At 61.7% G+C, this 23,781-nt stretch carries 18 protein-coding genes; 9 read left to right on the plus strand and 9 right to left on the minus strand.

Translation table 11 applies throughout. The annotated features are described in order from the left end of the window. Positions 1-232 precede the first annotated feature (232 nt). Positions 233-1,087 carry an NmrA family NAD(P)-binding protein gene (locus HX805_RS12980; protein ID WP_177029054.1) on the minus strand — a complete coding sequence of 285 codons (855 nt, stop codon included), beginning with the start codon at positions 1,085-1,087 and terminating at the stop codon, positions 233-235. Between the two features lie 96 nt (positions 1,088-1,183). Beyond that, on the minus strand, positions 1,184-1,627 hold the full coding sequence (locus tag HX805_RS12985; RefSeq protein ID WP_003217805.1) for an Lrp/AsnC family transcriptional regulator: 444 nt from the start codon (positions 1,625-1,627) through the stop codon (positions 1,184-1,186). A gap of 130 nt (positions 1,628-1,757) precedes the next feature. On the opposite strand from HX805_RS12985, the gene HX805_RS12990 reads away from it, so the two are divergent. Continuing rightward, on the plus strand, positions 1,758-2,657 hold the full coding sequence (locus HX805_RS12990; protein WP_177081829.1) for a DMT family transporter: 900 nt from the start codon (positions 1,758-1,760) through the stop codon (positions 2,655-2,657). Between the two features lie 19 nt (positions 2,658-2,676). On the opposite strand, the gene HX805_RS12995 is transcribed toward HX805_RS12990, so the two are convergent. Both HX805_RS12995 and HX805_RS13000 read right to left on the minus strand, forming a co-directional pair. Continuing rightward, positions 2,677-4,665, minus strand: a complete 1,989-nt coding sequence (locus HX805_RS12995; RefSeq protein ID WP_177081830.1) for a U32 family peptidase — start codon at positions 4,663-4,665, stop codon at positions 2,677-2,679. A 238-nt stretch (positions 4,666-4,903) separates the two neighbouring features. Beyond that, positions 4,904-5,284, minus strand: coding sequence for a RidA family protein (locus HX805_RS13000; RefSeq protein ID WP_177081831.1), 381 nt, complete (start codon positions 5,282-5,284; stop codon positions 4,904-4,906). 543 nt (positions 5,285-5,827) lie between these two features. Between HX805_RS13000 and HX805_RS13005 the strand changes: the two genes are divergently transcribed. Then, on the plus strand, positions 5,828-6,769 hold the full coding sequence (locus HX805_RS13005; protein ID WP_177081832.1) for a cupin: 942 nt from the start codon (positions 5,828-5,830) through the stop codon (positions 6,767-6,769). Here HX805_RS13005 and HX805_RS13010 read toward each other — a convergent pair. From HX805_RS13010 to HX805_RS13020, 3 genes are read right to left on the minus strand one after another with little or no spacing between them, the layout of a single operon-like run. Continuing rightward, positions 6,762-7,667: a LysR family transcriptional regulator gene (locus tag HX805_RS13010; RefSeq protein WP_177081833.1), complete on the minus strand. Its 906-nt coding sequence runs from the start codon at positions 7,665-7,667 to the stop codon at positions 6,762-6,764. The genes HX805_RS13005 and HX805_RS13010 overlap by 8 nt on opposite strands. Positions 7,668-7,701: 34 nt before the next feature. Further along, on the minus strand, positions 7,702-8,424 hold the full coding sequence (locus tag HX805_RS13015; RefSeq protein ID WP_003217775.1) for a FadR/GntR family transcriptional regulator: 723 nt from the start codon (positions 8,422-8,424) through the stop codon (positions 7,702-7,704). 56 nt (positions 8,425-8,480) lie between these two features. Further along, positions 8,481-10,217, minus strand: a complete 1,737-nt coding sequence (locus tag HX805_RS13020; RefSeq protein ID WP_177081834.1) for an IlvD/Edd family dehydratase — start codon at positions 10,215-10,217, stop codon at positions 8,481-8,483. 192 nt (positions 10,218-10,409) lie between these two features. Between HX805_RS13020 and HX805_RS13025 the strand changes: the two genes are divergently transcribed. From HX805_RS13025 to HX805_RS13045, 5 genes are read left to right on the plus strand one after another with little or no spacing between them, the layout of a single operon-like run. Beyond that, positions 10,410-11,732 (plus strand): MFS transporter, encoded by a 1,323-nt coding sequence (locus tag HX805_RS13025; protein WP_087693837.1) that lies wholly within the window; start codon positions 10,410-10,412, stop codon positions 11,730-11,732. Between the two features lie 21 nt (positions 11,733-11,753). Further along, positions 11,754-12,746: an AraD1 family protein gene (gene araD1 / locus HX805_RS13030; RefSeq protein WP_102369088.1), complete on the plus strand. Its 993-nt coding sequence runs from the start codon at positions 11,754-11,756 to the stop codon at positions 12,744-12,746. Between the two features lie 11 nt (positions 12,747-12,757). Next, positions 12,758-14,338: an aldehyde dehydrogenase (NADP(+)) gene (locus HX805_RS13035; RefSeq protein ID WP_177081835.1), complete on the plus strand. Its 1,581-nt coding sequence runs from the start codon at positions 12,758-12,760 to the stop codon at positions 14,336-14,338. A 39-nt stretch (positions 14,339-14,377) separates the two neighbouring features. After that, positions 14,378-15,253 carry an SMP-30/gluconolactonase/LRE family protein gene (locus HX805_RS13040; protein ID WP_177081836.1) on the plus strand — a complete coding sequence of 292 codons (876 nt, stop codon included), beginning with the start codon at positions 14,378-14,380 and terminating at the stop codon, positions 15,251-15,253. A gap of 48 nt (positions 15,254-15,301) precedes the next feature. Beyond that, positions 15,302-16,306 (plus strand): substrate-binding domain-containing protein, encoded by a 1,005-nt coding sequence (locus tag HX805_RS13045; protein ID WP_003217769.1) that lies wholly within the window; start codon positions 15,302-15,304, stop codon positions 16,304-16,306. Between the two features lie 154 nt (positions 16,307-16,460). On the opposite strand, the gene HX805_RS13050 is transcribed toward HX805_RS13045, so the two are convergent. Then, positions 16,461-17,609: an aldose epimerase family protein gene (locus HX805_RS13050; RefSeq protein ID WP_177081837.1), complete on the minus strand. Its 1,149-nt coding sequence runs from the start codon at positions 17,607-17,609 to the stop codon at positions 16,461-16,463. A 128-nt stretch (positions 17,610-17,737) separates the two neighbouring features. Between HX805_RS13050 and HX805_RS13055 the strand changes: the two genes are divergently transcribed. Together HX805_RS13055 and treS are read left to right on the plus strand one after the other, a co-directional pair. Beyond that, positions 17,738-18,520: an SDR family NAD(P)-dependent oxidoreductase gene (locus HX805_RS13055; RefSeq protein WP_003217767.1), complete on the plus strand. Its 783-nt coding sequence runs from the start codon at positions 17,738-17,740 to the stop codon at positions 18,518-18,520. Between the two features lie 122 nt (positions 18,521-18,642). Continuing rightward, positions 18,643-20,694, plus strand: coding sequence for a maltose alpha-D-glucosyltransferase (gene treS / locus HX805_RS13060; RefSeq protein WP_177081838.1), 2,052 nt, complete (start codon positions 18,643-18,645; stop codon positions 20,692-20,694). Between the two features lie 36 nt (positions 20,695-20,730). Here treS and HX805_RS13065 read toward each other — a convergent pair whose 3' ends face one another. Beyond that, positions 20,731-23,778, minus strand: coding sequence for an efflux RND transporter permease subunit (locus HX805_RS13065; protein ID WP_134326633.1), 3,048 nt, complete (start codon positions 23,776-23,778; stop codon positions 20,731-20,733). Between the last annotated feature and the right edge of the window lie 3 nt (positions 23,779-23,781).

A 23,781-nucleotide genomic window follows, 5' to 3' on the forward strand; every position in this document is an offset into this window, starting at 1 on the left:
CTTTGCTTTTAACACTCAAGCCCGCCGGGAGGCCGCTGTGCTCTTGCTTTTGATCCCCAATAAGTCCGAGGCCGAACGCAGGTATTGCGGAGCGGCGGCCCGCGGAGCAATGCCGTTTGGTGGACTTTGCCGCTTTTGCAAAGTGACTCGCTGTAAGAGCGAAACCATACGCCGCCGTTACCCAAATAACGGATATGTACCCAATCACTGAGCTGGCTTGCAGGCCATGGCATCAGGTTTTTGCAGCCAACTCCCGCAGCACCTTGAGCAATGTGGTCTCACCCTTAACCACGTCCGCCTGCTCAAAGCAGATCCAACCTTCGTTAAACCCATCAATCATGCGCATGCGCGGCATTGGATTCTGCGCGCCTTGCTCACGAAACATCGGCTCCCACGCATCGCGAGGCACCACCTGTGCTGTCACACCACGACCAAGCACTTCGGTCAACGTGCGAGCGATGTCGTTCGGGCTGACCCATTGGCCTTCCAGCTCAACTACCCGACGCCCGCTCCAGTGTTGCTGCAACAATTGCGCAGCGAGGCGGCCGACGTCGGCGGTGGCGATCATCGGTACGGTCTTATCCAGCGGTTGCAGGAAGCTGTGGATCACTCCGTGTTCGCGGGCAGTGGCTACGTCGTAGGCGGCGTTTTCCATAAACCAGCCCGGACGCAAAAAGGTCACCGGCACGTTCAACGCGCTCAGCGCCTGTTCCATCAAGGTGCGTTGGGTCAGCAGGTTCAGGTGTTCGGCCTGGGCGCCAATGGTCGACAGGCAAACAACTTTCTGCGGGGCCGCAGCTTCAATGGCCTGAGCGACGGCGGCAATCACCTTGCGCGCCTCGGGAAAACCCGGCTCCGGGTCGAAATCCGAAGGCGGCAGGATGAACACGCCGGTGGCACCCTTGAATGCTTCAGTGAGGGCCGCAGCGTCGTCCATATTGGCGATGGCGACCTCGCAACCAAGGGCGGCCCATACGGCGCCTTTGCCGGCATCGCGAATGACTGCGCGCACGGGTTGACGATCATTGAGCAGAAAACGCGCGAGGGCGCCGCCGACTTTGCCTGTGATTCCGGTGATGACATACATGGTGTTTACGCCTGTTGTTCCAATGTGTGGATCAAGCATAAACACCGCCCTGGATTGACAGAATAGCGATCCCGTCACTGCATCAGTGACTCAGAATCATGAATCACTCAGTGGTGGCAATCGGCGTTTTACCGGGGTTTTCTTGACGATGGCGGTGTTGGTTTCGGCGTAAGCGTTGAGCTTATCCAGCAGTGTGTCGAGTTGGTCCATGGTGCGCACATGCAGGCGTGCGATGAAGCAGTCATCGCCGGTCACCTTGTCGCACTCGGTGAACTCGGGGATCGCCTGGATCTGGCGCTCCACCTCCTGCAGTTTCCCGGGCAAAGGGCGAATGCGCACGATGGCTTGCAGCAGATAGCCAAAATGCTTGGGGTCAATGTCCACGGTGTAGTTCTTCAAGACGCCACGCTCTTCCAGGCGCCGCAGCCGCTCGCCGACGCTGGGGGAGGACAGGCCGGTGATACCCGCCAAGGCCTTGAGGGACAGGCGCGAATCGTCCATCAGCGCGGCGATCAGTTGCTGGTCAATGCTGTCAATCATGGTCGCTCCGAAAGCGATTGCTCAGGTTTGCCTAATAAGAATAGGCGAAATGAAAGGTTCGCCTTATTTAGAATATGGAGTCGCTACAGGCCAGATTGCCATAATTGAGCCTCACTTGAGGAGCTCAATCATGGACAAATCCATACGTCGCGGTTCATGGGAAATGGTCGCCGCCATGCTCATATCCGGCACCATCGGCTGGTTCGTGCTGGTGTCGGGAGTGCCAGTGGTCGAAGTGGTGTTCTGGCGCTGCGTGATCGGCGCGCTGACGTTGGTGGTGGTGTGCTGGCTGCTCGGCTATCTGCGCCTGGACTTGCTGGACTACACCAAACTCGGGCTGGCGATGCTCAGCGGCGTGGCGATCGTGGGGAATTGGTTGCTGCTGTTCGAGTCCTACGCCAGGGCATCCATTTCCATCAGTACAGCGGTGTATAACGTGCAGCCGTTCATGCTGGTGATGCTGGCAGCAGTGTTCCTGGGCGAGAAAATCACCGTGCAGAAGCTCGCCTGGCTGAGCGTAGCGTTCGTGGGAATGCTGGCGATTGTCACTGCCCATGGCGATCAGTCAAATACCGGGGATGACTATCTGGTGGGCGTGGCATTGGCGCTGGGTGCGGCGTTTTTGTACGCGATTGCCGCGCTGATCATCAAGCGCTTGAAGGAGGTGCCGCCGCATTTGATGGCGTTGATCCAGGTGACCACGGGCGCCTTGCTGCTGGCACCGCTGATGCAGTGGCACAGCCTTTCGGCGTCGATGGAAGCCTGGGCCGCATTGCTGACCCTGGGCGTGGTGCATACGGGCTTGATGTACGTGTTGCTGTATGGCGCGATCCAGAAGTTGCCGACGGCAATCACCGGGGCGCTGTCGTTTATCTACCCGATTGCGGCAATCTTTGTCGACTGGATTGCCTTTGGGCATCGCCTGGGCTGGTTGCAATGGCTGGGCGTGGCGGCGATTTTGCTCGCGGCGGCGGGGTTGCAGCGGGGTTGGTGGTGGCGTTCGAAAACAGTGATGAGCGTCACGCCGTAGCATGACGCTCACCGGCGACTCAATGTGCGCCGCGCGGGATGGTCTTGAGCAGGTCATCCGGGCTGATATAACCCACCACGCTGCCCGGTTGCGGCAGGCCGAGGATGTGGCCCTTGATCTTGCCGATCACGTGCATCTCGCAAGGCTTGCAGTCGAACTTCAGCGTCAGCACTTCGTCGCCGTGGATCAACTGCATCGGCGCAACCTTGGTCTTCACCCCCGTCACACCCTTGGCCTGTTTGGGGCACAGGTTGAACGAGAACCGCAGGCAGTGCTTGGTGATCATCACCGGCACTTCGCCGGTTTCTTCGTGGGCTTCATACGCCGCATCGATCAGTTGCACACCGTGACGGTGATAGAAGTCGCGAGCCTTCTGGTTGTAGACGTTGGCCAGGAACGACAGGTGCGATTCCGGATACACCGGCGGCGGCGTGGTTTCTGCCTTGCGGCCGCCCCGTGGATGGGCCTGGATACGCGCCTCGGTCAGCGCCTCGATCACTTCACGGCGCAGGGCCTTGAGCTGCGAGTTCGGGATGAAAAACGCCTGCGGCGCATCCAGCTCGATCGCAGTGGCGTGGTACTGGGTGGTGCCCAGTTGGCCCAGCAGGTCACGCAGGGTTTCCAGGGCCTGTTCCGGCTTGTTGGCCACGCCAAACGGGCCGGGCAGGGCAACGCTGGCGCTGATGCCTTCTTCGCTGGTGACGGTCAGTTCCAGGCGATCTTCCTGCAGGCGAGCCGCCCATGACACGCCGATCCGGCGTTCGGCGGAAGTCTTCAGCAAAGCCTGCTGCCAGTTATGGTCCAGGTTGCGGTTCAACGGATGGTTCGGGCGCAGTTGGTGCAAGCCGGCCGGCATCTCGTTGGGTTCGACGCGGTAGCGATAGCGCTTCTCGCCGTCTTCTTCGAACGCACCTTTTGGCTCGGCGATGTTGGCGCGGAAACCTACCACTTCACGCTTGATCAGCACATTGAGGCCGTCGCCGTTGGACAGCGGCTCATGGGTGATCACTTGCAAGTCACGCTTGCCGGCTTTTTCCACCACACCCACCGGCAGGCCGGTAAAGGTTGGGGTGTCGAAGGCGCCGATGTCGACCTTGCGGTCGGTGACGAAGTAGTCGGTGCTGCCACGATGGAAGGTCTTTTCCGGGTCCGGCAGGAAGAAATGCGCGGTGCGGCCGCTGGAAGCGCGGGCCAGGTCCGGGCGGTCTTCAAGAATCTCGTCCAGGCGCTGGCGGTAATAGGCGGTGATGTTCTTCACATAGCCCATGTCCTTGTAGCGGCCTTCGATCTTGAACGAACGCACGCCGGCATCCACCAGGGCGCGCAGGTTGGCGCTCTGGTTGTTGTCTTTCATCGACAACAGGTGCTTTTCAAAGGCAACCACACGGCCCTGGTCATCCTTCAGGGTGTAGGGCAGGCGGCAGGCCTGGGAGCAATCGCCACGGTTGGCGCTGCGGCCATTCTGGGCGTGGGAGATGTTGCACTGGCCGGAGAAGGCCACGCACAAGGCACCGTGGATGAAGAACTCGATGGCGGCATCGGTTTCATCGGCAATCGCACGGATTTCCTGCAGGTTCAGCTCACGGGCCAATACCAACTGCGAAAAACCGGCCTGGTCGAGGAACTTGGCCCGGCCCAGGGTGCGGATGTCGGTCTGGGTGCTGGCATGCAGTTCGATGGGCGGGATATCCAGCTCCATCACCCCCAGGTCCTGGACGATCAGCGCGTCGACGCCGGCATCGTAGAGCTGGTGGATCAGCTTGCGCGCCGGCTCCAGCTCGTTGTCGTGCAGGATCGTGTTGATGGTGGTGAACACCCGCGCGTGGTAGCGCCGGGCGAACTCCACCAACTGCGCGATATCGCTCACGTCGTTGCAGGCGTTATGGCGCGCGCCGAAACTCGGGCCGCCGATGTACACGGCGTCGGCGCCATGCAGGATGGCCTCGCGGGCGATGGCAACATCGCGCGCAGGGCTGAGCAATTCCAGGTGATGCTTGGGCAAGGACATAGTTTTTTTAGTCAGGCTTGTCACGGAGGCGGGCATTGTAGCTGCGAAATGCGCTATCGACATCTATCAAGCCCCAGGTGTGCTCCCAAATTGGAATGCACTCAACGGTGGGAGCCGGGCTTGCCCGCGATGCAGACACCGCGGTGTATCAGTGACACCGAGGCGATCCCATCGCAGCCTCGCTGGAGCTCGACAGCTCCCACATTTGATCATCGTTGGTTGATATAGAGCGTTTGACTCAGCCCTTGGCGGCCATCGCAGTGACTTCAACCCGCATGCCTTCGACGGCCAGGGCGGCAACACCAACCGCCGCACGCACAGGCCAGGGCTTGGCGAAGTAGCGTTTGTAGACTTCGTTGAACGCGGCGCGGTCGGCCATGTCGGTCAGGTAGATGGTCAGGTGCATGACCCGGTCAATCGAACTGCCGGCACGTTCCAGGGCCAGCTTGAGGGCTTGCAGGGTGCATTCGCTTTGCAGGGTGATGTCGCCAAGCTCCAGGCTGCCGTCGGCGCGGGTAGGGATTTGCGTGGAGACAAGAATGCCGTTGAAGCCGATAACGTCGGAAGAGATGGAGTCCGGGTCGAGATCGGGGGTGAAGGCGAGGTCGTGGTTGGCCATGGGATTCCCTTGGGTGACATCAGAAAGAAGGCCGATATGGTCCCCGAAAAAAAGGCCCGGGGCAAACCCGGGCCTTTTCGGCGAAGCAGCAAGGTAAAACGGAAGTCCACGATCAACCGTGTTTGTTTAACTAGCCTGTTGTTTCGTGGATAGTTTAATTGCCAATAGTTGCGTGCGCAGGTGCACTGCCGATTAAACTCGATTAATTAAAATTCACTGTGCATATGCGCACGCTGCTGTAGTTTTAACCCTGTCTTAGCCGCTCTGCTTCGACAACATCCTTTGGTTTGCCGCCGCAGTCTCTGCGGCGGATTTTTTATGGGCGCTGATGTATATATATTTAACTTATTTATAAAGTGGCACTTTGATAGTTGGTTGAATCAAACTATCAGTACACCAAGAGAGGCTTGTGCCTGCCCCATTTCGCACAACTGCTATGCAAGATGAGGGATTAATCCACCGCCGCTGAATGCCTATAGTTCTTTCACCGCCGCAGCGCCCCACGGGGCATGCGAAATCCAGTCGTAGATTGAGGTGATCATAATGAATAGCGAATTCAAGCCTGACGTGGCCGATACCCAACCGCAGCACCTGCTCGATGCCGAATACTTTGAATACAGCAAGGCCGCCAATCCCATCAGCGCCAACCTGATCACGCGCATTCCCTATCACAGCTTCCCGGCCTCGCTGTACGACAGTGGGCCCTCTCGGGTAGTGCCGCTGGACCTCAGCGATGCCTTGGGTTGCGAAGGTCCGGCCACCGGTCCGGGGCTGTGTGCGAACTTCATTCGCCTGAACGCCGGCGATACGCTGGAACTGCACCCCAACGCCACCTCACAGGTGTTTTATGTCATCGCCGGGCAGGGCAGTGTGGTTCAGGGCGCGCACCGCATCGACTGGACCAAAGGCTGCTTCATTGCGCTGCCAGGTCTGCAGCAAGCGCGGTTCAGCGCATCAGAGGATGCGCGCCTGTATTACGTCCACGATGAGCCGCTGTTGCGTTACCTGGGCGTGACCCGCAGTGCCGATCGCTTCGTGCGGACGCTGTATCCCGCGGAGCTGGTCAACGCAAAACTGCGCGAAGCGGCCGATGATCCCCGCGCCCAGGACCGTAGCCGTATCAGCATCCTGCTGGGCAATCGCAACTTCCCGCAGACTCGCACCGTGACCCATGTGCTGTGGGCGATGTACGGCATCCTGCCGCCGGGGTCGATTCAGAAGCCCCACCGACACCAGTCGATTGCGCTGGATTTCATCATCGATTGCCCAAAGGGTTGCTACTCGCTGGTGGGCACCGAACTGGACGCCAACGGGCAGATCCGCAACCCGGTGCGGGTCGACTGGTCGCCGGGCCTGGCGTTCGTGACGCCGCCAGGTTACTGGCATGCCCACTTCAATGAGTCCGACACGGAAGCCTTCCTGATTCCGATCCAGGATGCGGGGCTGCAAACCTATCTGCGGTCGCTGGATATCCGCTTCAGCTGAGACGTTTCCAGTGCGGTGTTTCGCCCATCTGCTCGACGATAAAGTCGATGAAGCACCGCACTTTGGAAGACACGATGCGCTTGGGTGGATACACGAACCACACCGCCGATTCACGGCCTGCGATGCGGATATCCCACTCAGGCAACCACACCAGCAACTCGCCGGTTTCAATGGGTTTGGCTACCAGCCAGTCGGGCAGCAAGGCAAATCCCAGGCCCTGTTGTGCGGCGATCAATTGTGCGTCCAGGTCGTTGATCCGGATGCTGTCTTTATGCACCAGCGGTGACACCTCACGCCCGTTGGCAAATGCGCTGTCAGCCGCCCCCAGAATCGCCGGCATGGCAGCCAGGTCGGCAGGGTTGACCGGCGCCGGATACTCCCGGCAAAACCCCGGGCTGGCCACCAGCCGGTAGCGCTCATCGCAGATCTTGCGTGCCTTCAACGTGGAATCCGCCAGGGTGCCAATGCGGATCGCCAGGTCCGCGCCGGCATGAATCAGGTTGACGTGGCTGTCGTCCAGCACCAGTTCCAGCTTGATCTGCGGGTAGCGGGCCAGGAAGGCATTCAAGGTGGGAAGGATATGGTGACGGGCAAAGGCGGGCGGCAGGTTAAGCTTGAGCACGCCCCGTGGTTGTTCGTTCAGTGCGGAGGTGGCGGCCTTGGCTTGTTCGAGTTCATCCAGTACCCGGCGTGCGTGCGTCAGGAATGTCTGGCCACCCTCGGTCAGGTGCAGCGTACGGGTAGAGCGGTTGAACAAGGCGATGCCGAGGTCCTGTTCAAGGTCCTTCACGTAGCGTGAAACCGTGGAAGCCTTGATGCCAAGCCGGTCGGCGGCACGGGAGAAGTTATTGCCCTCGGCGGCTTCGACAAAGGCGGTTAACGCAGCGAAGTAATCCAAGGGCGGCCTCGACTTGACGGTGGGTTGCCTGGCGCTACAGCGGCGTCAGCACGTTCATCACGGTGTCCAGCGCCACCCGGGTATCGTCCAGTTGCACCAGGGAGGCATGCCGCGCGCCGAGGGCGTCACGGTTCTTGATCGCGGTGAGGATCGCTTTGTGCCGGGGCAGGCTGAGGCCCTGGATGTCGGGGCGACGGTTGGTGATGTTGATGGACTCGCGAAGTGGCAGCGACAGCATATTGCACATGTAGGCCAGCAAGTCGTTGCGGGTCGCATCGGCAATCGCCCGGTGGAAGTCCAGGTCGGCCTGCAGCAACGTTTCGTGGGTATTGGCGGTTTCCATGCCGAGGTAGGCTTTTTCGATGGTGGCGATGTCGGCGTCGGTGGCGGTGGTCGCGGCCATCGCGGCGATTTCCGGCTCGAGGATCCGGCGCACACCGGCCAGGGTGTTGAAAAACTCGCTGTGGGGTGTCGACTGCATCAGCCAGGTCAGCACGTCCGGGTCCAGCAGGTGCCACTGCACCCGTGGGCGCACCACGGCGCCGACCTTGGGCTTGGAAATCACCAGGCCCTTGGCGCTGAGCACCCGGGTCGCCTCACGCAATACCGAGCGGCTGACCTTGTACTCCTCGCACAAGGTGGCCTCCATGGGCAACCGTTCTTCCGGCTTGAAGCGCCCGGAAACGATGTGCATGCCCAAGTCCTGAACGATTTGGGCGTGCATGCTCTTGCGCGGCTTGGTCGGCTGCTGATCCATAACAGGGAGGCTACTCTGGCGAAATACGCGGCATCATAGCATTGCTCCCGTCCCAATTAGTGGGAATGACGCGGCACTTCGGCGCCACGGCAGCCCACCAGGAAGTCGAAGTCGCAGCCCTGGTCTGCCTGTAATACGTGGTCGATGTACAGCTGCCGGTAACCCCCGACAATCAGCTGCTCGGGCGGCGCAAGGTCGGCCATGCGGGCCGCCAGTTCGGCGTCCGGAATGTCCAGGTGCAGGCGGCCATTGGCGCAATCGAGTTCGATCCAGTCGCCTTCCTTGACCGTGGCCAACGGGCCGCCGGCCGCCGCTTCCGGCGCCACGTGCAACACCACGGTGCCGTAGGCCGTGCCGCTCATGCGCGCATCGGAAATCCGCACCATGTCGGTCACGCCCTGGGCCAGCAGTTTGGCCGGCAAGCCCATGTTGCCGACTTCCGCCATGCCCGGATAACCCTTGGGCCCGCAGTTTTTCATCACCAGGATCGAGTTGGCATCCACGTCCAGTTCCGGGTCGTTGATCCGTGCCTTGTACATGTCGAAGTTCTCGAACACCACGGCACGCCCGCGATGCTGCATCAGTTCGGCACTGGCAGCCGAAGGCTTGAGGACTGCACCCAGTGGCGCGAGGTTGCCCCGCAACACACAAATGCCGCCGTCGGCGCGGATCGGGTTGTCGAGGGTGCGGATCACTTCGTCCTGGCCGTAGATCGGCGCTTCCCGGGTGTTTTCGCCGAGGGACTTGCCGTTGACGGTCAAGGCATTCGGGTGCGGGATCAGGTTGGCCTCACCGAGGCGGCGCAGCACCGCCGGCAGGCCGCCAGCGTAGTAGAACTCCTCCATCAGGAAGCGCCCGGACGGCTGCAGGTCGACGATGGTCGGTATGCCACGGCCCATGCGGGTCCAGTCGTCCAGGTCGAGCTCGACGCCGATGCGCCCGGCGATGGCTTTCAGGTGAATCACCGCGTTGGTCGAGCCGCCGATGGCTGCGTTGACGCGAATCGCGTTTTCGAAAGCCTCCTTGGTCAGGATCTTCGACAGCTTCAGGTCTTCGCGCACCATCTCCACCGCACGCATGCCGGACATGTGCGCCAGTACATAACGCCGCGCATCCACCGCGGGAATCGCCGCGTTGTGGGGCAGGGAAGTGCCGAGTGCTTCGGCCATGCAGGCCATGGTCGAGGCGGTGCCCATGGTGTTGCAGGTGCCCGCCGAGCGGGACATGCCGCCTTCGGCCGCGAGGAAATCGTCGAGGGTAATGGTGCCCGCCTTGACCTGTTCGCTGAGCTGCCACACCACGGTGCCCGAGCCGATGTCCTGGCCCTTGTGCTTGCCGTTGAGCATCGGCCCGCCGGTGACGACGATCGCCGGCACGTCGCAACTGGCGGCGCCCATCAGCAGCGCCGGGGTGGTCTTGTCACAGCCGGTCAGCAGCACCACGCCGTCGATGGGGTTGCCGCGAATGGCTTCCTCCACGTCCATGCTGGCCAGGTTACGGGTGAGCATCGCGGTGGGGCGCAGGTTCGATTCGCCGTTGGAGAACACCGGAAATTCCACCGGAAAGCCACCGGCTTCGATCACGCCGCGTTTCACATGCTCGGCAATCTGGCGGAAGTGCGCGTTGCAGGGCGTCAGCTCCGACCAGGTATTGCAGATCCCGATGATCGGTTTGCCGTGGAACTGATGATCGGCAATCCCCTGGTTTTTCATCCAGCTGCGGTACATGAAGCCGTTTTTATCGGCGGTACCAAACCAGCTGGCGGAGCGCAGGACGGGCTTTTTCTCGGACATGGCTGACTCTCTTATTGTAAGACTATATAGATCCATTCTCGGCCTAACATAGGCGTAAATTCGGGTGTTTGGAAGTGTTGTTGATTAAATAGTATTACTATATAGTCCGATTCAACGAGGCCTGGCCCTGGCGGTTTTCCGCGAGAGGCAACCCGAAACGCTCTATAAAAATAACAATCGGAGACCGCTCACATGAGCCAGGAACAGCGGCTGATACGTCGCATCACGCTGAAACTGATTCCCTTCCTGATCTTGCTGTACCTGATTGCCTACGTGGATCGCTCGGCCGTGGGCTTCGCCAAATTGCACATGGGCGCGGATGTCGGCATCGGCGATGCGGCGTATGGGCTGGGAGCAGGGCTGTTCTTTATTGGCTACTTCCTGCTGGAAATCCCCAGCAACCTGATGCTCGACCGTTTCGGCGCGCGGCGCTGGTTCGCACGAATCATGGTGACCTGGGGCGCGATTACCATCGGCATGGCATTCGTCCAGGGCCCCCATAGTTTCTATGTGATGCGCTTTCTGCTGGGCGCCGCCGAAGCCGGGTTCTTCCCGGGTGTCCTCTACTACATCACCCAATGGTTCCCGGTGAGGCACCGCGGCAAGATCCTCGGGCTGTTCATCCTGTCCCAACCCATCGCGATGATGATCACCGGCCCCGTGGCGGGCGGCTTGCTCGGCATGGACGGGATACTCGGCCTGCACGGCTGGCAGTGGTTGTTCATCGTCATCGGCACCCCAGCGATCCTGCTGACCTGGCCGGTGCTGCGCTACCTGCCGGATGGGCCGCAACAGGTGAAATGGATGGACCAGGCGGAGAAGGCCTGGCTCACCGGCGAGCTGGCCAAAGACCTGCAAGCCTACGGCCAGACCCGGCACGGCAACCCGCTGCATGCGCTGAAGGACAAACGCGTGTTGCTGCTGGCGCTGTTCTACCTGCCGGTGACCTTGAGCATTTATGGCCTGGGCCTGTGGCTGCCGACCTTGATCAAGCAGTTTGGCGGCAGCGACCTGACCACCGGGTTTGTGTCGGCAGTGCCCTACATCTTCGGGATCATCGGTTTGCTGATCGTCCCGCGCAGTTCCGATCGCCTGAATGATCGCTACGGTCATCTTGCCGTGCTCTACGTGTTGGGCGCCATCGGCCTGTTCCTCAGCGCCTGGCTGACAGTGCCGCTGTGGCAACTGGCAGCGCTGTGCCTGGTGGCGTTTGCGCTGTTTTCTTGCACCGCGGTGTTCTGGACCTTGCCGGGACGTTTCTTTGCCGGCGCGAGTGCAGCGGCGGGCATCGCCTTGATCAACTCGGTGGGTAACCTCGGCGGCTACATCGGGCCGTTCGTGATCGGCGCCCTCAAGGAGTACACCGGCAACCTTGCGTCGGGCTTGTACTTCCTGGCGTGCGTGATGCTGTTCGGGGTGGTGTTGACCGGGGTGGTCTATCGGTTGCTGGAGCGCAGGCACGTGCTGCCGCCCGACCAGTTCGCCGCCAGCGCCCGTGGCGCCACGCGTACTTAATTGGCAATCAGGAGAACACTCATGGGGTTAGTGCAGTTTGAATTGAACAACGGCGAACGCCGAGTGGGCGTGGTCGACGGCGATCAGGTACGCGAGGTGCGGGCCGCCCGCACGGTACGCGACCTGGCACTCGCCGCCATCGAGGCTGGTGTCACCTTGCAACAGCACATAGACCACCTCGGCCTGGCCGAGAGCCACGACTACGCCAAACTGCTGGCCGCGCAGAAGATCTTGCCACCGCTGGATCACCCGGACCCGGCCCACACGCTGGTCAGCGGTACCGGCCTGACCCACCTGGGCAGTGCGTCGGCGCGGGACAAGATGCACCAGAACGCCAGTGACGAAAGCGCGATGACCGACAGCATGCGCATCTTCAAATGGGGCGTGGAGGGCGGCAAACCGGCTGCTGGCCAGGCCGGTGTGCAGCCGGAATGGTTCTACAAGGGCGACGGCAGCATCGTGGTGCGTCCGGGCCAGCCATTCCCGTGGCCAGCGTTTGCCGAAGACGCCGGCGAAGAGCCGGAAATCGCCGGGCTGTATGTGATTGGTCACGACGGCAAGCCGTATCGCCTGGGCTACGCGGTGGGCAACGAGTTTTCCGACCACGTGATGGAGCGCAAGAATTACCTGTACCTGGCCCACTCCAAGCTGCGCAGTTGCAGCTACGGTCCCGAGTTGCGCCTGGGTGAACTGCCCCGGCACCTGGCGGGCACCAGCCGTATCGTGCGCAATGGCGAGGTGTTGTGGCAGCACGAATTCCTCAGTGGCGAAGCCAACATGTGCCACAGCCTCGAAAACCTTGAATACCACCATTTCAAATACACCCAGTTCCTGCGCCCAGGTGACGTGCATATCCATTTCTTCGGCACCGCCACCTTGTCGTTTGCCGACGGCATTCGTACCCAGCCAGGCGATGTGTTTGAAATCAGCCAGGCCGAATTCGGCGCGCCATTGATCAACGGCATTGCCGTGGCCAACAGCGGCGTGGCACCTGGCGGCATAGGCACCCTTTGAAGGAGACAGGCATGACCCGGATTTGTGGCCACAACTACATCGGCGGCCAGCGCAGCGCTGCCGGCAGCATCACCCTGCAGAGCATCGACGCCACCAGTGGCGAGGCATTGCCCTTTGATTTCTACCAGGCCACCGCGCAGGAGGTCGACGCCGCGGCCAACGCCGCCGCTCAGGCTTACCCGGCTTATCGCAGCCTGAGCGCGCAGCATCGTGCGTCGTTCCTGGAGGCGATAGCCGATGAACTGGACGCCCTGGGCGATGACTTTGTCGCCCTGGTCTGCCGCGAAACGGCATTGCCCGCCGGGCGTATCCAGGGTGAGCGCGGTCGTACCAGCGGCCAGATGCGGTTGTTCGCCAAGGTACTGCGGCGCGGTGATTTCTACGGCGCGCGGATCGACCAGGCGCTGCCGGATCGTCAGCCCTTGCCGCGCCCGGATCTGCGCCAATACCGCATCGGCCTGGGGCCGGTCGCGGTGTTTGGGGCGAGCAATTTCCCCCTGGCCTTTTCCACTGCCGGTGGCGACACCGCCGCCGCGCTGGCGGCCGGTTGCCCGGTGGTGTTCAAGGCCCACAGCGGCCACATGGCCACCGCCGAGCGGGTCGCCGATGCGATCATGCGGGCGGCCGAGCGCACAGATATGCCCGGCGGCGTGTTCAACATGATCTTCGGCGGCGGTGTGGGGGAAGCGCTGGTCAAGCACCCGGCGATCCAGGCCGTGGGTTTCACCGGCTCGCTCAAGGGCGGCCGGGCGTTGTGCGATATGGCGGCGGCACGCCCGCAACCGATCCCGGTGTTCGCCGAGATGTCCAGCATCAACCCGGTGATCGTCTTGCCCCAGGCCCTGCAAACCCGGGCAGACACCATCGCCCGCGACCTGGTCGCCTCGGTGGTGCAGGGGTGCGGCCAGTTCTGCACGAACCCGGGGCTGGTGATCGGGATTGCCTCGCCAGCGTTCACAGGCTTCACCCAACAGGTCGCCCAACTGATCGGCGGCCAGCCCGCGCAAACCATGCTCAATGCCGGCACCTTGAACAGCTACGGCAAAGGCCTGCACACGCTGCTGGCCCATCCTCGCATCGAGCACCTGGCGGGCCAGACGCAAACCGGCAATCAGGCGCAGCCACAGCTGTTCAAAGCGCACGCCAGCCTGCTGATCAACGGCGATGAAGTGCTGCAGGAGGAAGTGTTCGGCCCCACCACGGTGTTCGTGGAAGTCGCCGACCAGGCCCAACTCGCTGCGGCGTTGCACGGCCTGCACGGCCAATTGACCGCGACGATCATCGGCGAGCCGGCGGATTTCACCCAGTTCGGCGAGTTGACGCCGCTGCTGGAGCAAAAGGTTGGCCGCATCCTGCTCAACGGCTACCCCACGGGCGTCGAGGTGTGTGACGCGATGGTCCATGGCGGGCCGTATCCGGCGACTTCGGATGCCCGTGGCACTTCCGTGGGCACCCTGGCGATCGAGCGTTTCCTGCGACCTGTGTGCTTTCAGAATTACCCTGATAGCCTGCTCCCCGACGCGCTGAAGAATGCCAACCCGTTGCGCATTCAGCGTCTGGTAGATGGGCAGCCGTCGCGCGACGCGCTGTAACCGGTACCACCTGAAAACAACAAGAAAGCAGGAGGTTTCATGTCGTGGACCGCAGTCACACCGCACCGGGCTCGGCTGGGCGAAGGGCCGTTCTGGGATGTACCGGGCCAGGCCTTGTATTGGGTGGACATCATCGGCCAGCAGGCCTTGCGCCTGCAGGGCGGGCAATTGCACACCTGGCAATTGCCTGAGCCGGTCTCGGCGTTTATTCCGTGCGCCAGCGGCGATGCACTGGTGACCCTGAGCAGCGGCGTGTATCGCCTCGACCTCGATTCGACGCCGAGCGATCCACGCCTGACCTTGCTTTGCGTCGCCGATCCGCAACCGGGCAACCGTGCCAACGAAGCCCGCTGTGATGCCCAAGGCCGGCTGTGGCTGGGCACCATGCAGAACAACATCGGCGAGCACGGTGAAGACTTGCCGGTGCTGCGACGTTCCGGCGGCCTGTTCCGGGTCGATACCGACGGGCAGGTCACGCCGTTGCTGCAAGGCCTAGGGATTCCCAACACCTTGCTGTGGAACGACGCCGCCACCCACGTGCATTTCGGCGACAGCCTGGACGGCACGCTCTATCGATACCCGATGACTGAACAGGGCCAGCTCGCACCTGCGCAGGTCTGGTTCGGGCCTCACTCCCGGGGTGGCCCGGACGGCTCGGCCATGGACGCCGAAGGCTATATCTGGAACGCCCGCTGGGACGGCAGCTGCCTGCTGCGGCTGACGCCGGACGGTGAAGTTGACCGGGTCATCGAATTGCCGGTCAGCCGTCCCACCAGTTGCGTGTTCGCAGGCCCCGACCTCAAGACCTTGTACATCACCAGTGCCGCCAGCCCGCTGGATCACCCGCTGGACGGTGCGGTGCTGGCCATTGAGGTCGATGTGCCGGGGAAAATCTGCCACCGCTTTGCAGGATAACCAACAGGCTGTTTAACGCACTCAAAAACAACAACAAGGAGTCACCCTATGAATCGTCGTCGTGGTATCCGTTCCCTGTGCTGCGCCGCTGTGGCGGTGTCCGCCGTCGGCCTGAGCAGCCTGTTGCTGGCGGCCGAGCCGGTGAAGATCGGCTTTCTGGTCAAGCAGGCGGAAGAGCCCTGGTTCCAGACCGAATGGGCCTTCGCCGAAAAGGCCGGCAAGGACAAGGGCTTCGAGGTGATCAAGATCGCCGTGCCCGACGGCGAGAAAACCCTCTCGGCCATCGACAGCCTGGCGGCCAACGGTGCCAAGGGTTTTGTGATTTGCCCGCCGGACGTGTCCCTCGGCCCGGCGATCATGGCCAAGGCCAAAGCCAACGGCTTGAAAGTGATCGCCGTGGATGACCGTTTTGTGGATGCCAAGGGCAACTTCATGGAAGACGTGCCTTACCTGGGCATGGCCGCGTTTGAAGTGGGCGAGAAGCAGGGCAGTGCCATGGCCACTGAAGCGAAAAAACGTGGCTGGGATTGGAAGGACACCTATGCGGTGATCAACACCTACAACGAACTCGATACCGGTAAAAAGCGCACTGATGGCTCGGTCAAATCCCTGAAGGCCGCAGGCATTCCGGATGATCACATCCTGTACGCAGCCCTCAAGACCCTCGACGTCCCCGGCAGTATGGACGCCACCAACTCGGCGCTGGTCAAGCTGCCCGGCGGCGCGAAAAACCTGATCATCGGCGGCATGAATGACAACACCGTGCTTGGCGGCGTGCGCGCCACCGAAAGCGCCGGGTTTGCGGCGGCGAATGTCATCGGCATCGGCATCAACGGCACCGATGCCATTGGCGAATTGAAGAAAGCCAACAGCGGCTTCTTCGGCTCGATGCTGCCCAGCCCGCACATCGAGGGCTACAACACCGCGAGCATGATGTTCGAGTGGGTCACTACGGGTAAGGAGCCGCCGAAGTACACGGCCATGGATGAGGTGACGCTGATCACCCGCGAGAACTTCAAGCAGGAGCTGGAAAAGATCGGTTTGTGGAACTGATGGCCGCTGACGTTTCCCGGCAGCCCTGCTAACGCCGGTACTGTGGGAGCTGTCGAGCTTCAGCGAGGCTGCGATAGCGGTGGGTCAGGCACCTTGGATATTGATAGTGCCGACGTCATCGCAGCCTCGCCAAAGCTCGACAGCTCCCACAGGTTTAGTCAGCAGAGAATTTCAGCACGGTATTCTGCGTGTAGGTCTGGCCAGGATCGAGACGGGTAGAGGGGAAGCTCGGCTGGTTGGGGCCGTCGGGAAAATGCTGGGTTTCCAGGGTGAACGCACTCCAGTGGGCGTAAGGCGTGCCACCCTTGCCCTTGATCGTCCCGTCGAGGAAGTTGCCGGTATAGAACTGCACGCCAGGCTCGCTGGTATACAGCTGCAAGCGGCGACCGGACTGCGGGTCACGAACGTCGGCGGCCAGTTTGCCGATATCACCCTTGGCATCCAGCACCCAGTTGAAGTCAAAGCCACCTTGTTTAGGTTCGGCGAATTTCAGCTGGGGATGATCGTCCTTGATGTGCTGGCCGATGGCAGTGGGCTTGAGAAAGTCCATCGGCGTACCGGCGACCGGGGCCAGTTCGCCGGTGGGAATCAGGGTGCTGTTGACCGGGGTGTAATGGCTGGCATGCAGGGTGACGACCTGCTTGAGCACATCACCGCTGCCGGCGCCGGCGAGGTTGAAGTAACTGTGGTTGGTGAGGTTCAGCACCGTGGGTTTGTCGGTGGTGGCCTTGTAGTCGATGTGCAGTTCGTTCTTGTCGTTGAGGCTATAGGTGACATCGACTTTCAGGTTGCCGGGGAAACCCATCTCGCCGTCCTTTGACAGGTAGCTCAGGGTCACGCCCACCGAATCGTCCTGCTTGACCGGCTGGGCTTTCCACACATGCTTGTCGAAACCTTGCGGGCCGCCGTGCAGCGAGTTCGGCCCGTCGTTGAGGGGCACTTGATAGCGTTTGCCGTCCAGTTCAAAGCTGCCCTTGTCCAGGCGATTGCCAAAACGGCCGATGGTCGCGCCGAAGAACGCAGTACCGGCCTGGTAGCCCTGGACGTCATCGAAGCCCAGCACCACGTCGGCGAACTGGCCGTGTTTGTCGGGTACTTTCAGCGACTGCAAGACCGCGCCATAGGTGATGACCGTGGCTTGTACGCCATGACTGTTACGCAATACATACTGCTCGACGGCGGTGCCGTCATTGGTTTTGCCGAAGGGCTTGTGTTCGCTGGACAAGCCAGCCGCCTGAGCGCCCAGGCTGGCCACCGCCAGGGAGAGGCCAAGGCCGGTAAGCAGGAATCGGGATTGCCGCATGACTGAGCTACCTTTATTGTTGTTAATTAAATAGTTCTACTATTTATTCGGCTGCAGGGCTGATTTATAGCCAATATCGCAAAACATGCAATATAAAATAAGACTAAATACAGCGGAGTGACTGCCCCATGAACACTGAAAAACAGCCCGGCGCGCAGGCGATGTACCCGGACCTGCGGGATAAAACCGTGCTGATCTCCGGCGGTGCTTCCGGGATAGGCGAGGCCATGGTGCGTGCCTTCGCACGCCAGGGGGCCAAGGTAGCCTTCGTGGACCGGGCGCAAGGGCAGGGCGACCGATTGGCGGCGATATTGTCGGCCGAGGGCCATGCCGTCGAATTCGCCCATTGCGATATCACCGACGAGATCGCCTACAAGGCCGCGATAGCGTGCCTGGCGCAGAGCCTCGGGCCGATCGACGTGCTGGTGAACAATGCCGCCAATGACGTTCGGCACACTCTGGATGAAATCGACTCGGAGCGGTTCGACCAACTGATTTCGGTCAACCTGAAGCACGGTTTTTTCGCGGCCCGGGCCGTGGTGCCGATGATGAAGGCCGCAGGCGGCGGGTCGATCATCAACCTGGGTTCCATCGGCTGGATGATGGCTTCCAGCGGCTACCCGGTATACGCCGCCAGCAAAGCCGCCGCCCACGGCATGACCCGGGCCCTGGCGCGGGAGCTTGGGCCCAGCCGTATCAGGGTCAATACGCTGGTGCCGGGCTGGGTGATGACCGAGAAACAACTGGCGATGTGGGTGGATGACGCGGCCCGGGAATTGATCGCCCGCAGCCAGTGCCTGCCGGGCAGTGTGGAGCCGGAACATATCGCCAATATGGCGCTGTTCCTGGCCTCTGATGTATCGGCGATGTGTACCGCACAGAACTTCATTGTGGACGGTGGATGGGTCTAGGCCGGGGAAGGGTCGCCATCCCGGATGCAACGAATTGCCGCCCGGGGCCTCATACAGTAACGAACGGTGGTTCACATGCAGCCACCGCAACCGACTACTTCATGGGTGCAGGTGATTGATTTATGACGGACGCCGATAAGAAACATGTGGCCTGGCTGGTGGAACAATCGATGCTGCATGCCGCCAAGCAGCGCGCCAGGCTCTACTCGGGGCAAGGCCGGTTGTGGCAACAGCCGTATGCCCATACCCGGCCCCGTGATGCTTCAGCCCTGGCATCGGTGTGGTTCACGGCCTATCCGGCGTCCATCGTCACCCGCGAGAACGGCAGCGTACTGGAGGCCCTGGGCGATGAAACCTTGTGGCACGCGCTGTCGAAAATCGGCATCCAGGGCATCCATAACGGCCCGTTGAAACACTCGGGCGGTCTATCCGGTACCGAGCACACTCCCACCATTGACGGCAATTTTGACCGCATCAGCTTCGACATCGACCCGCAACTAGGCACCGAAGCCCAGCTTCAGGCGCTGGCCCGCATGGCCGCCGCGCACAACGCGGTGATCATTGACGATGTGATCCCGTCCCACACCGGCAAGGGCGCGGACTTCCGCCTGGCCGAGATGGCCTACGAAGACTATCCCGGGCTCTACCACATGGTGGAGATCCGCGAAGAAGACTGGCCGCTGCTGCCCGACATCAGCGAGGGCCGCGATGCGCAGAACCTCAGCCCACAGCAGGTCGACGTACTCAGGGACAAGCACTACATCGTCGGCCAGTTGCAACGGGTGATCTTCTTCGAACCCGGGGTCAAGGAAACCGACTGGAGCGCGACCGATGTGGTCATCGGCGTGGACGGCAAGCCCCGCCGCTGGGTGTACCTGCATTACTTCAAGGAAGGGCAGCCGTCGCTGAACTGGCTGGACCCGACCTTCGCCGCGCAGCAGATGATCATCGGCGACGCCCTGCACGCCATCGACGTGATGGGGGCGAAAATCCTGCGCCTGGACGCCAACGGTTTCCTTGGCGTGGAACGAAAACTGGAAGGTAACGCCTGGTCTGAAAGCCATCCACTGTCCATCACCGGCAACCAGATCCTGGGCGGCGCGATTCGCAAGGCGGGCGGTTTCAGCTTCCAGGAACTGAACCTGACGGTGGACGACATCGCCGCCATGTCCCACGGCGGCGCAGACCTGTCCTACGACTTCATCACGCGCCCGGCTTACCAGCACGCGTTATTGATGGGCGACACCGAATTCCTGCGCCTGATGCTGCGGGAGATGCACACCCTGGGCATCGACCCCGGCTCGCTGATCCACGCCTTGCAGAACCATGACGAGCTGACCCTGGAACTGGTGCACTTCTGGACGTTGCACGCCCATGACACCTACCTCTATCAGGGGCAGACCTTTCCCGGCGGCATCCTGCGCGAGCATATCCGTGAGCAGATGTACGAACGCCTGGCTGGCGAACACGCGCCGTATAACCTGAAGTTCGTGACCAACGGCGTGTCCTGCACCACCGCCAGCATCATTACAGCGGCGCTGGGCATTCGCGACCTTGAGGCGATTACCCCGGCGGATATCCAGCAGATCCGCCAGATTCACCTGCTGCTGGTGATGTACAACGCGATGCAACCGGGGGTGTTTGCACTGTCCGGCTGGGACCTGGTGGGCGCATTGCCGTTACCGGCGCAGGAGGTGGCCCACTTGATGCTGGATGGCGACACACGCTGGATCCATCGAGGCGCCTATGACCTGGTGGACCTGAATCCGGATGCGGAGCAATCCGCCGGGCAGATGCCACGCCCGAAAACTTTGTATGGCAGCCTGATCAGCCAGTTGGCCGACCCGGATTCGTTTGCCTCGCAACTGCAAAGAATCCTCGCGGTGCGCCGAGCCTACGACATCGCCGCCAGCCGCCAGATCCTGGTGCCGGATGTGCAGCACCCGGGGCTGTTGATCATGGTGCACGAGCTGCCGGCGGGCAAAGGTACCCAGATCACGGCGCTGAACTTCGGCTCGACGCCGATTACTGAAACCCTGCACCTGCCCGATATTGCGCCCGGGCCGGTGGTGGACATCATCAATGAGCGGGTGGAGGGCGATCTGACACCCGAGGGTGATTTCACCATCACCCTGGATGCGTATGAAGGCTTGGCGCTGCGGGTAGTGATCTGACCCACTGATCCACTGCAGGAGCGAGCCAGCTCGCTCCTACACGGGGACTGGCTGTTCCGCCTCCTGATGGTGCGTGGAGCCAATGAACATATACATCGCCGGCACCATGAACAGCGTCAGCACGGTACCGATCGACAACCCGGCGAAGATCACCAGGCCCATGTCATGCCGTCCCGCAGCCCCGGCACCGGAGGCCCACACCAGCGGCACCACGCCCAGCACCATGGCGGCGGTGGTCATCAGGATCGGCCGCAAACGCACGCCGGCGGCTTCTTCTATGGCCTCACGCTTGCTGTGACCGGCGCGCTGCAACTCGTTGGCAAACTGCACGATCAGGATCCCGTGCTTGGTGATCAACCCCAGCAACGTCACCAGCCCCACCTGGGTGTACACGTTGATCGAGGCAAAGCCCATGGTGATAAACGCCAGCGCGCCGAAGAGTGCAGGGGGCACCGAGAACAGGATCACCACCGGGTCGCGGAAACTCTCGAACTGAAACGCCAGGGCCAGGTACACGATCAGGATCGAAAACATCAGCAGGCCGAAGAACCCGCCGGATTCCTGCATGAACTGGCGTGATTCGCCGGAGAAGTCCGAGGTGTAACCCGACGGCGCAATATTGGTCAGAATGGTGTTCAGTTTCGCCAGCAGCTCGCCCTGGGCCACGCCGCTGACGCCCGACAGGGTCGCCGAATTGAGTTGCTGGAAGTGGTTGATGGATTCCGGCTGGGTCGAGGTTTCGATATGCGCCACGGTGCGCGCCTGGATCATGCTGCCGGATGGGGTGCGGATGTAGTAATCGAGAATCTGGTCCGGGTTGAGGCGATCAACCTGCAACACCTGGGGAATGACTTTGTACGAGCGCCCGGCAGTGGAGAAGTAGTTCACGTAGTTGCCGCCCAGTGCCGCGGACAGCGCCGCACCGACGTCGGCCTGGGTCATGCCCAGTGCGGCGATTTTTTCCCGGTCCACCACCAGCTTGGCTTGTGGCTTGTCGAGTTTCAGGTCCATGTCGGAGAAATAGAACAGCTGTTGTTTCTGGGCCTCGGCCACCACGGCCTGGGCGACTTCGTTGAGGTTTTCCACCGAGTCGGTGGTGGTGATCACGAACTGCACCGGCAAGCCCTGGGCGCCCGGCAGCGATGGCAGCGGGAAGGCCGCAATGGTGGCGCCCGGCACCTGGTTCCATTTCTGCTGGAGTTCCAATATCAGTTGGGCCTGGGAGCGCGAGCGGTCGCCCCAGTTTTTCAGCAGCACACCGCCCAGGCCCTGGTTGAGGATAGGCAACCCGGTCAGCTGGAACATCTGCGCGTATTCCGGCTCTTTGTTGGCGATCTGGAAGGCCTGGTCGGCGATGCGCTCCATCTGCTGCGGAGAGGCGGTGGGCGGGCCCTTGATCTGCATGAACACCAGCCCCTGGTCCTCGGTGGGCGACAGTTCGCTTTTGGCGGTCATGCCGCTGGCGGCCACCAGCAGGAACAGCACAAAACCAAACGTCACCAGCACCGGCCATACGTTCAGGCCACCCGAGAGTATGCGGTGGTAACGGCCCCGCAACCAGTCAAAGTACTGATCGAGTTTGCGCGCAAACCGGCCTTCTTCCTGCCCGGACTTGAACAGCCGGGACGTCATCATCGGCGAAAGTGTCAACGCCACCACGGCCGACACAGTCACGGCACCCGCCAGTGAGAAGCAGAACTCCTTGAACAGCGCACCGGTAAGGCCGCTGCGCAGCCCGATGGGCACGTAGGCGGCGATCAGCACCACGGTCATCGCGATGATCGGCCCACCCAGTTCCCGCGCGGCAACCAGCGCAGCTTCCAGCACGCCTTTGCCTTCCTCCTTGATATGCCGGTCGACGTTTTCCACCACGATAATCGCGTCGTCCACCACCAGGCCGATCGCCAATACCAGGGCGAGCAGGGTCAGCAGGTTAATCGAGTACCCCAGCAGGTACATGATGAAGAAGGTCCCGACCAGCGACAGCGGGATCGCCACCAGCGGCACGATCACTGCGCGGAACGAGCCGAGGAACAGGTAGATCACCACCGACACAATGATCATCGCCTCGACCAGGGTCTTCACCACCTCATAGATCGAGGTGTTGATGAACTCCGTGGAGTCATACACGATCTCGCCGCGTACCCCGGTGGGCAACTGGGATTGCAGCTCGGGGAAGGCCTCGCGCACGCTGTCGGCCACCGTCAGGATATTGGCAGTCGGCGCCGTCTTGATGCCGATGAACACCGAACGCTTGCCGGAAAACGCCACGCTGCTGTCGTAGCTTTCGGCGCCGAGGGTGACGGTGGCCACGTCCTCCAGGTACACCAGGGCATCGCCTTTCTGCTTGACCACCAGCCGCTTGAATTCATCCACCGTGTGCAAGTCGGTCCCGGCCGTCAGGTCGACCGTCACCGTTTGCCCACGGGTGGAACCGACGGCAGACAGGTAGTTGTTGTTGGCCAGGGCGGTGGACACGTCCTGGGCGGTCACGTTATGCGCCGCCAGTTTGTTCGGGTCCATCCAGGCGCGCAGGGCGAACTGGCGCCCGCCGAGGATTTCGGCGGTTTGCACGCCCTGGATCGAGTCCAGCTTGGGCTTGACCACCCGCACCAGGTAATCGGTGATGTTGTTGGTGGGCAGGGTGTCGCTGTAGAAACCCAGGTACATGGCGTCGGTGGTCTGCCCGACCGCCACCGTCAGCACCGGTTCCTGGGACTGCGCCGGCAGTTGGTTCTTGACCGAGTTGACCTGGGTGTTGATCTCGGTGAGGGCCTTGCTCGCGTCGTAATTCAGCCGCAGCGTGGCGGTAATCGTCGAGACACCGGTGATGCTCGTTGATGACAGGTAGTCGATGCCCTGGGCCTGGGCGATGGCCGATTCAAGCGGCTGGGTGATAAAGCCGGCAACGGTGGAGGCGTCCGCGCCGTAGTAGGCGGTGGTGATGGTGACCACGGTATTTTCGGTGCGTGGCCATTGGTTCACCGGCAATTCGAAGATCGAGCGCAGCCCCAGGATCAGGATGAACAGCGAGACGACAATCGCCCAAACCGGCCGCTGAATAAAGGTATCGGTAAGCTTCATGGG

Origin of the sequence: Pseudomonas sp. G5001, assembly GCF_013385475.1 — a bacterium.
Taxonomy (GTDB): domain Bacteria; phylum Pseudomonadota; class Gammaproteobacteria; order Pseudomonadales; family Pseudomonadaceae; genus Aquipseudomonas.